Below are 12,601 nucleotides of genomic sequence, written 5' to 3'. Positions count from 1 at the left end.
ATAGCAGCTGATGCCATACCACTAGCAGCAGATCCCCAACCCATCGCTGAAGATGCTGTTGCACTGGCGGTTGCCCCTGAGCCAATTGCTAATGTCGAATTGGCGTTCCCCTTTGCTCCATCTCCGAGTGCGACTGCTGATACACCGGTTGCTGATGCATTGTTACCAATGACAACCTGCATGCCGTTTGTCCCCGCAGAGTAAGTAGCACTTGCGCCATTACCTATGGCGACGCTTCCTCTACTGTTGGTCAGTGTTGCACCTTTGCCCAATGCAACGCCTTCCGTTGAATTTGCATCTACAGAAGCACCAATACCTGCAGCCAGAGAGTTATTTCCCTTCGCACCGTCGTTACTATAGTTAGCACCCTGGACACCATTGTCGTTAACACTGTAATAATGTGTTTTAACTTTAGTGACGGAGTCGTTCAGTTGGTCGACATTGACAGCATCTCCGCCGTTAATTCCGGCAGCGACATTTGTTATACGAGTACCGCCCGTTTTGGTGGTGGTGTTATAGGTCGTACCGCCCAGCGTCATGCTGTTGTAGTTAACCGTACCATTGCCATTTTTGTCGTACTGTACGGCTTCATCAGCAACAGATTTCAGTTGCGAAACGTTAACCGCGTCGGTCAGTGCAGCACCGGCAGCCACGTTAGTGACACGGCGCTCAGCACCTGAAGCACCAACAGAAACTTCGCCACTTGGTGTACCTTTCATATCAGCCGCGTTAGCGCCCTTAGGTACATAAACCGGGTTAGTTAATGCTGCAGCCGAAGTGGCGGACCCTGCTCCCAGCGCAACGCTGTTATCCGTTGAAGCCGTTGCCTTGTAACCTACTGCAAGAGAATTAGTACCGGAGGCATTCGCCTGAGTCCCGATAGCTGCCGATACTTCTCCACTAGCGTCAGCTCCCCAACCCATCGCTGAAGATGCTGTTGCACTGGCGCTTGCCCCCGAACCAATTGCTATTGTCGAATTGGCGTTCCCCTTTGCTCCATCTCCGAGTGCGACTGCTGATACACCGGTTGCTGATGCTTTGTTACCAATGACAACCTGCATGGCGCCTGTCCCCGCATAGTAACTAGCACTGGATCCACTGCCTATGACGACGCTTCCCACACTGTTGGTCAGTGTTGCACCGTTGCCAATTGCAACGCCGTCCGTTGAATTTGCATCTACAGAAGCACCACGACCTGCAGCCAGAGAGTTATTACCAGCCGAGCTGGCAGAATGACCGAGAGCGATGCTATCCACACCGGAGGCGGTCGATGACTGGCCAATTGCGGTAGCACTGGCTCCGCTTGCTACCGCAGTTGGGCCAATAGCCGTTGCATTGCCGGTAGCAGTGGCTGTACCTCCGTTGATTGAGGTATTCGTCGCAATGTTATTATCCAGAGCAGCACTACTGGTGCCTGAACCGGCAACCCATGCATCGGCTGGGAATGCCATCAGCGCTGCGGCGATAAAGCCTGACACGCCACCGACGCGTTTTGCGATGCGTAGAGAGCTTGTACCTTTCCCTCTTGCTCCTGCAAATTCACCCGCGACAACCCAGGCTTTTTGCGTTGAACTCCATACTAAACGGTATATCTTGTTCATCCATAATCCTTTCCTGACGTAACGTCAGGGCTAAGTTAAAGCGTGTGGTTTGCAGCCAGCAGGGTTGCTGTGGCCGTATTGATCAAAGGTTTTTCCAATGAGGTGTTATTCAAATGGACCTGTTCGCGCTCATATAACTTCAGAGCTGCGTTATTGTTGTGTGCGACATATTGCAAATAGCTGCCGGTGAAAAACGTGGCTTCGGTGTACGCGTCTCCTTTTGCAAGAAGGCTGTCCTCCGGCATCGATTTCACAGCAGAAAAAATGGCTTCAGAGCTGCCCTTGCCGGAATAAAGATTGGCAATCGTCTGATAGCGTGAATAAGTGAAGTGATATTTCGCTGCGGTTTTCGCCAGTTGCTTTTGTAATGAGGCCGGAGAACCTGTCCAGGTGCGGGCCGTCAGCCACAGTTGCCACAGGTTGGCGTATTGCGCTTCCTGTGTACTCTTCCCGGCTGCAATCTTGCCAAACGCGGCTTTTGCTGCGTCGAATTGATTAAGCACGGCCAGATTGACCGCAGAAGGGGTCGCACTCTGCGTTTCTAACTCTGTACCCTGTAACAGGTCATAGCCTTTACGGGCGACCTGCGGATATCCCGTCAAATCATTGGCCACGGCGTCTTGAAACACAGCGACATACGCCGCATGGTGCGTCGCAGGATCCACGGCTGCCGCAGATTGCCCCGGCGCAGAACGCACTGAATTAACCTGACCATCAGCGGCAGCAAATTGACTAAACGTCAACAGCGAACCCAGCATTAACAATGGCAATACTGTTGATCGTGAAATAGCACGGGCTACAGGCATAGTCGGCTTAAACCGATACATTCCTAGTTTGATATTTATCATAAAAAACTCGTATTTAATGAATGGGTAATTAGGCCTGTTTTTATAAATGAATAAGATAGCGACCAATTATTAAGAATATTCTCAGAGAGAGCATTCCAGCATAAAATGGCCGAATGACTTTTCATGATAAAAAGGCGTTATTAACAATATTTATTAATGTTGCAAATATATTACACAAGCAGGCGTTGATATTTCCTGCTTTAGCGGGTCACGTGTATTAGATTTGAGATCTTTTCATTTACATAATTATCGAATATTAACCATGTTTAGTGGAATTATTCAAAGCTCTCACAATATAGCGGGAGTATTTCGGGATAATTAATAATATAACCCGTTCCTTTGGCGTTCTGAATGAAGTCCTCAGGAAGGCCTACCATGGTCAGTTTCTTGTTAAGTTTATTGAGTACTTGCCACAGACGTTGCGTCGATGGACTCAGATTATTCTCTTCCCAAATTTTGCTCAGCAACTCATCTTTGGTTACTTTTTGCATACGGGCATGGCTCAATAGATAAAGAAAAAGTTGCATCATGGTGTCGTTGAAAAATACCGATCCAAACATCAAATTTCTTTCAGTACAGTCAACCGAAAAGCGATAAAGCCTTTTGCTTCCAATATCAAAGTGAATGTCTTTACCAATTAAAAAACCGTACAATTTATAGTCCATTTACTTTACCCGTTAGTCGAAAAAACAAACCAAGGCCAGCATCCATGTATTTAGCAGACATATATTACCCATATCATTAATGTGGCTGATTATATGTTCCCACTACGATCTTACAATACATACGGCACTATCTAGGATGACTCATCCGCCATGATCGTTTCATATCATTTATTCCTATAAAAGATACAAACTCAGCATCATTCACCAATAAAATACAAATGAATGGTGTAAAACATCAAAATTGGTACACCTCACAATGCTCAGCTTAAAAAATCGAAAAATAACCATTTACAAGAGTATTATGCCAATCACATATCTAACCCCATGTTTCCTATTCGGTATATTTTTAGATTTTTCGTAGTCTTTTTCTGAACATCCCATTCGATACTCCTCCTCATCACTACCACCCATTAAGTGGTATAATCATGTAGTTTCCTGATTTTAAGGATAAAAAAGACTGTCACACCAGAAAAACATCCTACGGCAGTGGCGTTGAGATACAGACTAAACGGGGAAGTGAGGCGAGGAAAGTGATGTATTTTGAATTAAGCTTAATAAGAACATAGGGTAAAAATTGTTCAAGGAACTTTTTACGGGCATAATAAATAAACCTATTGATTTTAACTGTTTGTTTTTTAACAAAAAAAATCTTAATTAGATTTTTCGATCGCATTCACTCCTTATGCATTACGTACTTTGCTCGATGGTATACACTTAAAGGAGTACTTCAACTAAACAGATGCAAAAATGAACATGAAATACCTCATCAATGACCACGTGATCTTCGATTCCGATGCCAACTACTTATTTTCCACAGGTTCGGAAGCCGTCAAAGTGACGTTACATACGCCTGCCAGTCAGTGCCTGCTTTTGCTGGTGCAAAATAAGGGAGAAATACTCAGTCAAAAATTCCTTTTCGAGCATATTTGGGGCAAAAATGGGGCGTTTGTCAGCGCTAATGCGCTATATCAAAATATTGCTATCGTGCGAAAAAGCCTGAAGTCTGCCGGTATAGAAGAGAACATTGTTCAGACAGTACCCAAAATTGGGGTTAAATTCACCGGCGAAGCCGTTATATATGAGCCTACGCCGCAGCTCACTGCTGAGAAGAGTACAGAGAGCCCTTTTTCCACACCGATTGAAGTCATACCACAAGAACGCATTAACAAAGAGCCGGTTGCACAGTTATTCGCTGAGGTTAAATCTGAAGCAGAGCAAATTAGAGCCCCAGCTCTACCAGCCTCTGACAGAGTTTCAGCCCCCCCTCGCGGTAACATAAAGCCCCGTTATTATTATCTTGCCGCGTTAGTTTTCTGTGTCCTGAGCATAACGGCCTACCTGCAACAGAGACCAGGAAGCTCATTTTTTTCTGATTACCAACTCGTTGGAAAAGTGAATGGCTGCACCCTTAACTCTTCTTATTATAATAAAGAGGTCGCCACCCGGGCATTCAGTACCTTTTCAGAAATTGGCGGAGTCACCTGTACAGAGAATATGTATGCCTATTTGACGATCAACCGACTCCCGGAAGGCTCCAGCATACTCATGTGTGATCACCCTGCAGAAAATAATGATGCTCAGTGTCTGAGCTATATCTATCTGGAGGCAAGCAATGATAAACAGTAAAAACGTGGTCTGGCTTACCCTCTTGGTCGTCGCGGCCATTTCCCCCGTAACGTACATTGGGTACACGATGTACCAAAAAAATCATTTTTCGTGCCAGGCTGAAGTGGTGATCTCAAAGAATAATACCTACTACACAACCTTAATGAACTATCACTTTGATGGGGGTACCGGCACACTGGAGGCTTCAGGGTCTTTTAAGAGGGATGGGGTGGAGATTGATAAAATCAACAAGAAACTTTCCTTCAACTACTGGAGAAAGGGGGACTCGATCATTATGGTTTCATCCAATAAGTATGATGACAAAGAAAGCGTCGCCCTGCTCAACACATTCACTCCGGATTTCTACCTTTATAACGATCGTGGTTTGACGATCCAGCTCAAAAGACAAAATGCGTCTTCCTACCTCTTCGTTCAAAGTGATACTCCACTTTTCTCCTGTATGATAAACAAGAGTTAGGATGGGACAGCACTAGAGCACTAGCAGAGGGAACAAAACGTTATTTTTACTCTGTCCGCAGCCACAAAGATAAAAGCCCCGGCAAGATTGCCAGGGCTTTTAAGGTACTACAGACTTGATATTTAACATTAATCAACTTAGTTACTTAGAACTACACTAAATACTACTTCAATAGATGTACATTTTCTCACAGGATATATTGCTAACGCTCTATACTCTTGCCCTCCGATAAATGATTGAATGAGATGACAATCCTGTTTAGTTCACGTAACCATTTCAAAAATAATTTGGTTATGTGAGGTACATCACCCTCGCGATATATACTCTTTGATGCGTTGCCTTACTTTCGTCGCGACATTCTCGATTTCATACTTACGTACCCTAATCGCGAACATAACTCCTTACAACAAGACCTTACATCATCGCGTTTCGTTCCCGGCATGCGATTGCACAGCGTTACTGCGTGGCCTTAAAGCTTCATCGAACGGGTAACAAATAACAATCCCAGATTCGAATCACCCACACTACAATACTTCGAGACATTTATCGCACTCTATTGACTGCTGAACTTATAACTGTATTTACAGTTATTTAAACCACCGTGCTAGTAGACTTTTCATTGCCGTTTGCGCCGGTGCTGAGTTCTAATCTACTCGTTCTCAGCAGGGTGTCAACACTGTTTTTAAGCACATGTTTTTATGCTCAGTAATAATAAGAAAGATGAGGAAAATCTAATTTATAGATACCGATATAGATACCGATAACGCACGTGACTAAATTCCACCCCACTCCGTGAGCGTCCGGCTGTCTGCCTGTGGTCCCATGGCTTCAATCAGGTTTTTCAGCGGCAGGAAAAGCGGCTGCGGAAGGTCATGCCAGTCAAACCATTGCCACCCTTCACACTTTTCGGGTTCGCGGTTTTCCGGTTCATCGTCCCCTGCAGCCCGTTGCGTGATGCAAAACAGGGTAACGTAATGCTTCTGCTCACTGGTGAAAATATCGTTGCACCACGGCCCGCGAATAAGCGACCCAAGCGTAAGGCCGGTTTCCTCCAGCACTTCGCGGCGTGCACACGCCTCAGGCATTTCCCCAAATTCAAGATGGCCTCCCGGCGCGGACCAACATCCGGCACCGTGGCTGCCTTTTCTGCGCCCGAGCAATAACCGTCCGTCTTGGAAAATCAGCACACCGACACCAACTTGTGGAATTAACATCACTTACTCCTCAGTCAAATACGTTGGCAAAAATAATACCCTGGCGGGGAAGTGACGTTAAAGCGCTGATTGCACCGCACGTTGAGGCAATATTTATCCTTTCTGGGCCGGGCCCTGTACTATGGTCACTTCGGAAGTTGAATGATCAATAAGGAGATTGTGATGTTGGATAATTATTTTGGTTCAGACGGTAACGCCACCAGCGAAGAGAAGCGCCGTTTACTGGCCGTACAGGCCGCGCTGGAGTTGCTGAAAGCCACGCTGTCCGATACCAACGACGGTAACGGCGTTGAGTACCAATTGAAAACCACAGAAAAGTACGTGAGTACGCTGGCGGATGCCATTCAGGCCGCCGTCGAGAAGAAGTAAAACCGTATTTTTCAGCCCCTCTCACCGTCTGCTAAAAGCAGACGGTTTTTATTGAGAGCAATGAACGTCATCAGACTTGCGGCCCTACCTGCATAAAGGGATTAAAGGCGATTTCCCAGAGATGTCCATCAGGATCGGCGAAATAGCCGGAATACCCTCCCCAGAACACTTTCTGACCCGCTTTCACCAGCGTGCCACCGGCTTTGACCGCCAGCGCCAGCACCTCATCGACCTCGGCTTCACTGGCCACGTTATGTGCCAGTGACATGGCCCGAAAACCGCTACCTGCCGGGTCAACTCCCGCATCCTTCGCCAGTTCTTCCAGAGGGAACAGCGACAGCCAGGCACCTGCAAGCTGGAAGAAACACACACCGGCGGACTCGAACTCCAGACGCGGAAGCCCCAGCCCTTGCTGATAAAATGCCGTCGCGACCTGTAAATCCCGCACGCCCAGGGTGATCATACTGATAACTGGTTTCATTGTTTTCCTCATACAGTGACCGTCCATTTGACATTCAACATAGTCCACCCTGATGACCTGAGCAACTGGCGCTGCATGGGCGATGATTACGCCAGCGGGCCGGAGAAATACCCCGCGTTATCCAGATCGTCTAACAGGCCAGGCTGCTGCGGATCCCATCCCAGAAGGTCGCGCGTCTGCTGGCTGGAGGTCGGGTTGTCAATGGCGGCAAAATGCGCGAACCAGCCGAAATACCCGGCAGCCTGTTCCGGCGTTTTGCTGACAACAGGCAGGTTGAGGTGTCTGCCGATAACCCCGGCAATATCACGAAACGCCACCCCTTCTTCCGCATTGCCGTGATAAATGGCCGATTGCGCGCCCTGCTCGAGCACCAGACGGAACAGACGGGCAGCATCAACGCGATGCACCGCGGGCCAGCGGTTGGTACCTTCCCCGACAAACGCGGCTTCCCGTTTCTCACACGCCAGCGCAATCAGCATCGGCACAAAGCCGTGATCTCCAGCGCCATGCACGGAAGGCGGCAGACGTACCACCGACACCCGCACGCCCGTGGCGGCAACCGCCGCAGCAGCGAGCTCCGACGCCATACGCGGGTTTGAGTAACTCACCGGCAGCGGTTCCCGCTCCGTCACCCGATATCCTGGTGATAACAGCGCCGTCCCGGAGGTGATCACCAGCGGACGCTCTGAACCCGCCAGTGCGGCCCCCAGCGCCTCAATCGCCCGCCAGTCGTTGTCACAATTTTGCTGGAATTTCGAAAAATCGTGATTAAACGCCGCGTGGATCACCCCGTCAGCGGCGGCGGCACCCCGGCGCAAACTGTCAGTATCTTCAATATCCCCCCGGTGAACCTGCGCTCCGGCGGCAATCAGCCATTGTGCAGAGACGTCCGAACGCGCCAGCCCCGTCACCTGATGACCGGCGGCCAGCAACTCTTTCACTATGGCAGTACCAATAAAACCTGTAGCCCCTGTCACGAATACACGCATCTGGATTTCCCCTGTCGCTCACTGTTTGAAGATGGCCGCAAAAGCAGCCCACTGGGAATCAATATAGAGGTTGATGAAAAGACGATCTATGCGCTAATGTCCGCATTATCTTTGTAATCGTCCGGAGTCATTGATGGATCCTCTTTCCGATGTGTTATCGCTGCTTAAAGCACAGAGCTATATGTCTGCTGGATTTGAGGCGGGCGGAAGCTGGGCACTGCATTTTCCCGAACATATTCAGTGCATAAAATGCAACGTGATTGTTTCGGGAGAGTGCTGGCTGGCTGTCGACTCCGTACCCGGCGAGGTACATTTAAAAACCGGCGACTGTTTTGTCCTGCCGAGCGGTCGACCATTCAGGCTGGCCAGTGATCTGAGCCTGCCTGCCGCCGATGCCACCGCGGTGTTCTCCGGTTCAAGCGAGGGCGGCGTGGTGATCTATAACGGCGGCGGCAGTTTCTCGCTGGTCGGCAGCCGTTTTGCGGTCAGTGGCCATAACGTTGCCACTTTGCTCGGCATGTTGCCGCCGATTGTGCATATCTCGAAAGCCCCGGATCAGGCTATGCTGCGCTGGGCGGTAGAGAGCATGATGCAGGAATTGCGTGAATCGCAGCCGGGCAGCCTGCTGATTGCCCAACATCTGGCGCACATGATGCTGGTACAAGCCCTGCGTATGCATATGGCCAGTGCGTCTGAGAGCAGCGGCAGCGGCTGGTTCGCGGCGCTGGCGGATAAACAGCTTTCCAAAGCCATTAACGCAATGCACAAGGACCCCGCACACCGCTGGACAGTCCAGTCTCTGGCCGAACGGGCCGGTATGTCGCGCTCGGTGTTTTCACTGAAGTTCAAACAAGCTGTCGGCAATTCGCCGCTGGAATACCTGACGCGCTGGCGTATGTTGCTGGCTGCCGACCGGCTGACCACCGGCAGTGATCCGGTCTCTGCGGTGGCTTTGTCGCTGGGTTATGAGTCAGAAAGCGCCTTCAGCACGGCGTTTAAGCGCACGCTCGGCAGCTCACCGCGGCAATACAGCCGGGTTGCTGCCGAATAAAACGCATAAAGAGGCAGGGGTTGTCAGTCAGGCCGCCGCTGGGTATGATACGGTTAATATACAAAACATATATAAACCATATACCGCAGGAACCCGATATGGGCATAATAAAAATATCCGAAATGATGCATGAGAATTTGCGCATTGCCAGTCTGGCCTTCACCCGTTCGATGAACGCGCAGGCAGAACACTGGATGAAAGTGGGCATGCTGATGGAGATGCACCCTGACCTTTCTCACCGTGATATCTGCCAGCTGCTGGTTCGCGCCAGCGCAGAGTCCACCGAACGTTTCGACGGTATTAAAACCCTGCTCAACGATGGCGTCACCGCAAGGAAATCCAGCAATGACTGACAACACTTTTATCAAACCGGCGGAAGGTATCGCCAAAGCGCGCATCGCAGGTGGACTGGCCGCACGCGTTTTGCAAATGATTGAGCCGCATGTCCAGCCCGGCGTCACCACAAATTATCTCGACCAGCTTTGCCACGATTTTATCGTCAACGAATTGCAGGCGATCCCGGCTAACATCGGTTATCACGGCTACGATAAAACCACCTGTATTTCGGTCAATCACGTGATCTGTCACGGTATCCCGTCGGAAAAAGTGCTCAAGAAAGGCGACATTGTTAACGTTGACGTTGCGCTGATCAAAGATGGCTGGTACGGCGACACCAGCCGTATGTTTTATGCCGGGGAACCTTCCATTCTGGCCCGCCGTCTGGTCGAGACCACGCTAGAAGCCATGAATGCCGGTATCGCCATAGTGCGTCCCGGTGCCACATTGGGCGACGTCGGCTCTGCCATCGCCAGCGTTGCGGAAGGGAAAGGTTTCAGCGTGGTGCGAGAGTATTGCGGTCACGGTATCGGGCAGGGTTATCACGAAGATCCGCAGGTGCTGCATTACGGTCAGCCAGGCAAAGGTCTGGTACTGGAAGAAGGGATGCTGTTTACTATCGAGCCGATGATCAACGCCGGTCAGCGCCATTCGAAACTCTTAAAAGATGGCTGGACCGTGGTGACAAAAGATCATTCGTTGTCCGCCCAGTGGGAACACATGGTGCTGGTGACCAAAGAGGGCCACGAGGTGCTGACTCCCTGGCCTTAAGTCTTCACGCGTTTTCTCTCAGCGGGGCCTTCCCCCGCTGATTTCACGCCTCAGCTATTTCTGATACTGCGCATCTGTCACTTTTTCCAGCCACTCTACCGGGCTGCCGTTCAGTGATTCTGCAATCGCAATGTGCGTCATGGCAGTTTGTGATGTCGCGCCGTGCCAGTGCTTAACCCCTTCAGGGATCCAGACGATATCCCCCTGATTGATCTCTTCGATTGGCCCGCCCTCTTTCTGTATCCAGCCACGCCCCTGAGTCACGATCAGCGTCTGCCCCAGTGGATGGGTGTGCCATGCGGTGCGGGCACCCGGTTCAAAAGTCACGATAGCTCCGCCTACGCGGGCCGGTTCAGTGCCGCTGAACGGCGAGTCAATGCGCACGGTGCCGGTGAAATATTCTGCCGGACCGGCTTTGGAAGGTTGGGTACCGCTGTGAATAATTTTCATGTTTTCCTCAGAGTTATCCTGCGTTAGATTTAAATTACCCCGATTTGTGACACATAACCATAGGGTGAAATCTGCTAGAACCTATGAGCTGCTCTCATCAATCGTGCGGGAAATCTCCTTTTGCTAATTTGGATTTGGAAAATGCCGTTAGAATTCGGGTCTGAGTTTGACTGCATCGTCCAGGGGACGGAATGTTAAGAGAAAATATAAACGATCTGATTTTTTTCCTCGCCGTAGCAAAAGAGCGCAGTTTCACCCGTGCTGCTGCAAAGCTCGGCGTTTCGCAGTCGGCACTCAGTCATGCCATTCGTGGATTGGAAGAGCGGCTTGAACTGCGCCTGCTCACCCGCACCACCCGCAGCGTCTCCACCACAGAAACCGGTGAAAAACTGGTTAACACCTTTGGCCCGCGTCTGGCAGAGCTGGAGGCTGAACTCGAAGCACTCAGTGAACTGCGCGATCGTCCGGTGGGGAATATCCGCATCAATGCGGCGGAACACGCGGTCGACTCCGTACTTTGGCCCAAACTGAAACCCTTCCTTGAGAAGTACCCCGATATCAACGTTGAGATCTCCGTCGATAACGCCCTGACCGATATTGTCAGCGGCCGTTTTGACGCCGGAATTCGTCTGGGCGAACAGCTGGCTAAAGATATGGTGGCCGCACGTATTGGCCCCGAAATGCGCATGGCGGTGGTTGCAACGCCCGGTTATTTCACCAGATATGGGGTGCCGCAAACGCCTTCCGATCTGCAAAACCACCGCTGTATCAATATGCGCCTGCCCACGCTCGGCGGCTTGTATGCGTGGGAATTCGAGAAAGAGGGCCGGGAAATCAACGTACGTGTCGAAGGACAACTGATCTTCAACAGCCTGCGCCAGAGAATTGACGCCGCCAGGAACGGCCTGGGGCTGTTATTTGTGCCCGAAGATTCCGTGGCCGACGACGTTAATCAGGGCAACCTTGTCAGCGTGTTACAGGACTGGTGTCCTGCTTTTCCCGGCTATTATCTTTATTACCCAAGCCGTAAACAGCATACGACGGCGTTCTCATTGCTGGTGGACGCACTGCGCTACCAGCCTTGATCTTTTCACTCTCAAACAAGGCAGGCTGTACGATGACAACTGAAGTAACCCTGACTGGCCGTAAAATCCGCCTGCGCCCGATGCAGGAAAACGATGCCGCGGCGCTGCTTGCTGCCGCCTCCGATGGCGAGTTATGGAATTTGAAAGTGACGGCAGTGCCGTCGCCCGAAACCGTGTCGCAGTACATTCACATTGCCCTGAAAGGCAAAGAGACGGGCACGGTGATCCCTTTCGTGATTGAGGACATCGCCAGCGGTAAACCCATCGGATCGACGCGGTTCTGGAAGATGGATAACAAAAACCGCAAGCTGGAGATTGGTCATACGTGGTTATCTGCGTCATGGCAGCGGACCCACGCCAATACCGAAGCAAAATATCTGCTGCTCGGCCACGCCTTTGAAGTGCTGAACTGCGTTCGCGTCCAGTTCACCACTGATGAGCTGAATGAAAAGTCCCGCAACGCTATTCTGCGGCTAGGCGCGCAGCAGGAAGGGATCGTACGCCACGAACGTATCATGCCCGATGGCCGTAAACGCAACTCGGTGCGCTTTAGTATTATCGACGACGAATGGCCGCAGATTCGCGGCCTTCTGCAACAGCGTCTGCACAATAGCAGCATGTAACGGCGGATGGACCTGCTCAGTTTTACCTTGTTACC

The 12,601-nt window shown here is 50.5% G+C and carries 15 protein-coding genes; 8 read left to right on the top strand and 7 right to left on the bottom strand.

Features of this window, described 5'->3' with window-relative positions; all coding sequences use genetic code 11:
* From ACZRKO_RS20295 to ACZRKO_RS20285, 3 genes are all read right to left on the bottom strand, one after another.
* A partial coding sequence (locus ACZRKO_RS20295) for an ESPR-type extended signal peptide-containing protein (RefSeq protein WP_463739040.1) occupies window positions 1-1,601 on the bottom strand: 1,601 nt, incomplete at its 3' end.
* A 35-nt stretch (window positions 1,602-1,636) separates the two neighbouring features.
* The gene (locus tag ACZRKO_RS20290; RefSeq protein WP_463739039.1) at window positions 1,637-2,515 is read right to left on the bottom strand and encodes a hypothetical protein; all 879 of its coding nucleotides are present in this window, start codon (window positions 2,513-2,515) and stop codon (window positions 1,637-1,639) included.
* Window positions 2,516-2,724: 209 nt separating this feature from the next.
* Window positions 2,725-3,114, bottom strand: coding sequence for a winged helix-turn-helix domain-containing protein (locus tag ACZRKO_RS20285; RefSeq protein ID WP_463739038.1), 390 nt, complete (start codon window positions 3,112-3,114; stop codon window positions 2,725-2,727).
* Window positions 3,115-3,861: 747 nt separating this feature from the next.
* On the opposite strand from ACZRKO_RS20285, the gene ACZRKO_RS20280 reads away from it, so the two are divergent.
* Together ACZRKO_RS20280 and ACZRKO_RS20275 are read left to right on the top strand one after the other, a co-directional pair.
* Window positions 3,862-4,740 carry a winged helix-turn-helix domain-containing protein gene (locus tag ACZRKO_RS20280; RefSeq protein WP_463739037.1) on the top strand — a complete coding sequence of 293 codons (879 nt, stop codon included), beginning with the start codon at window positions 3,862-3,864 and terminating at the stop codon, window positions 4,738-4,740.
* Window positions 4,727-5,197 (top strand): hypothetical protein, encoded by a 471-nt coding sequence (locus tag ACZRKO_RS20275; RefSeq protein ID WP_463739036.1) that lies wholly within the window; start codon window positions 4,727-4,729, stop codon window positions 5,195-5,197. Before ACZRKO_RS20280 ends, ACZRKO_RS20275 begins: the two co-directional genes overlap by 14 nt.
* Window positions 5,198-5,970: 773 nt before the next feature.
* On the opposite strand, the gene ACZRKO_RS20270 is transcribed toward ACZRKO_RS20275, so the two are convergent.
* On the bottom strand, window positions 5,971-6,411 hold the full coding sequence (locus ACZRKO_RS20270; protein ID WP_463739035.1) for a nucleotide triphosphate diphosphatase NUDT15: 441 nt from the start codon (window positions 6,409-6,411) through the stop codon (window positions 5,971-5,973).
* 162 nt (window positions 6,412-6,573) lie between these two features.
* Here ACZRKO_RS20270 and ACZRKO_RS20265 point away from each other — a divergent pair, with 162 nt between their 5' ends.
* The gene (locus ACZRKO_RS20265; RefSeq protein ID WP_463739034.1) at window positions 6,574-6,780 is read left to right on the top strand and encodes a hypothetical protein; all 207 of its coding nucleotides are present in this window, start codon (window positions 6,574-6,576) and stop codon (window positions 6,778-6,780) included.
* A 70-nt stretch (window positions 6,781-6,850) separates the two neighbouring features.
* On the opposite strand, the gene ACZRKO_RS20260 is transcribed toward ACZRKO_RS20265, so the two are convergent.
* Window positions 6,851-7,261: a VOC family protein gene (locus ACZRKO_RS20260; protein WP_463739033.1), complete on the bottom strand. Its 411-nt coding sequence runs from the start codon at window positions 7,259-7,261 to the stop codon at window positions 6,851-6,853.
* A gap of 86 nt (window positions 7,262-7,347) precedes the next feature.
* Complete coding sequence (locus ACZRKO_RS20255) at window positions 7,348-8,250, bottom strand: SDR family oxidoreductase (RefSeq protein ID WP_463739032.1); 903 nt, start codon at window positions 8,248-8,250, stop codon at window positions 7,348-7,350.
* A 133-nt stretch (window positions 8,251-8,383) separates the two neighbouring features.
* On the opposite strand from ACZRKO_RS20255, the gene ACZRKO_RS20250 reads away from it, so the two are divergent.
* From ACZRKO_RS20250 to map, 3 genes are all read left to right on the top strand, one after another.
* The gene (locus tag ACZRKO_RS20250; RefSeq protein ID WP_463739031.1) at window positions 8,384-9,301 is read left to right on the top strand and encodes an AraC family transcriptional regulator; all 918 of its coding nucleotides are present in this window, start codon (window positions 8,384-8,386) and stop codon (window positions 9,299-9,301) included.
* A 98-nt stretch (window positions 9,302-9,399) separates the two neighbouring features.
* Complete coding sequence (locus ACZRKO_RS20245) at window positions 9,400-9,654, top strand: ParD-like family protein (RefSeq protein WP_463739030.1); 255 nt, start codon at window positions 9,400-9,402, stop codon at window positions 9,652-9,654.
* Window positions 9,647-10,408, top strand: a complete 762-nt coding sequence (gene map / locus ACZRKO_RS20240) for a type I methionyl aminopeptidase (RefSeq protein ID WP_463739029.1) — start codon at window positions 9,647-9,649, stop codon at window positions 10,406-10,408. The genes ACZRKO_RS20245 and map overlap by 8 nt, the downstream gene beginning before the upstream one ends.
* Before the next feature lie 54 nt (window positions 10,409-10,462).
* Here map and ACZRKO_RS20235 read toward each other — a convergent pair whose 3' ends face one another.
* Window positions 10,463-10,858, bottom strand: coding sequence for a (R)-mandelonitrile lyase (locus ACZRKO_RS20235; protein WP_463739028.1), 396 nt, complete (start codon window positions 10,856-10,858; stop codon window positions 10,463-10,465).
* 191 nt (window positions 10,859-11,049) lie between these two features.
* Between ACZRKO_RS20235 and ACZRKO_RS20230 the strand changes: the two genes are divergently transcribed.
* Complete coding sequence (locus ACZRKO_RS20230; RefSeq protein WP_463739027.1) at window positions 11,050-11,943, top strand: LysR family transcriptional regulator; 894 nt, start codon at window positions 11,050-11,052, stop codon at window positions 11,941-11,943.
* Window positions 11,944-11,975: 32 nt separating this feature from the next.
* Complete coding sequence (locus ACZRKO_RS20225) at window positions 11,976-12,566, top strand: GNAT family N-acetyltransferase (RefSeq protein WP_463739026.1); 591 nt, start codon at window positions 11,976-11,978, stop codon at window positions 12,564-12,566.
* The last annotated feature ends 35 nt before the right edge of the window (window positions 12,567-12,601 follow it).

It is taken from the genome of Ewingella sp. C233 (assembly GCF_055407225.1).
The sequence above is the reverse complement of the archived record's forward strand: the minus strand, read 5'-3'. Positions and strand labels throughout refer to the sequence as shown.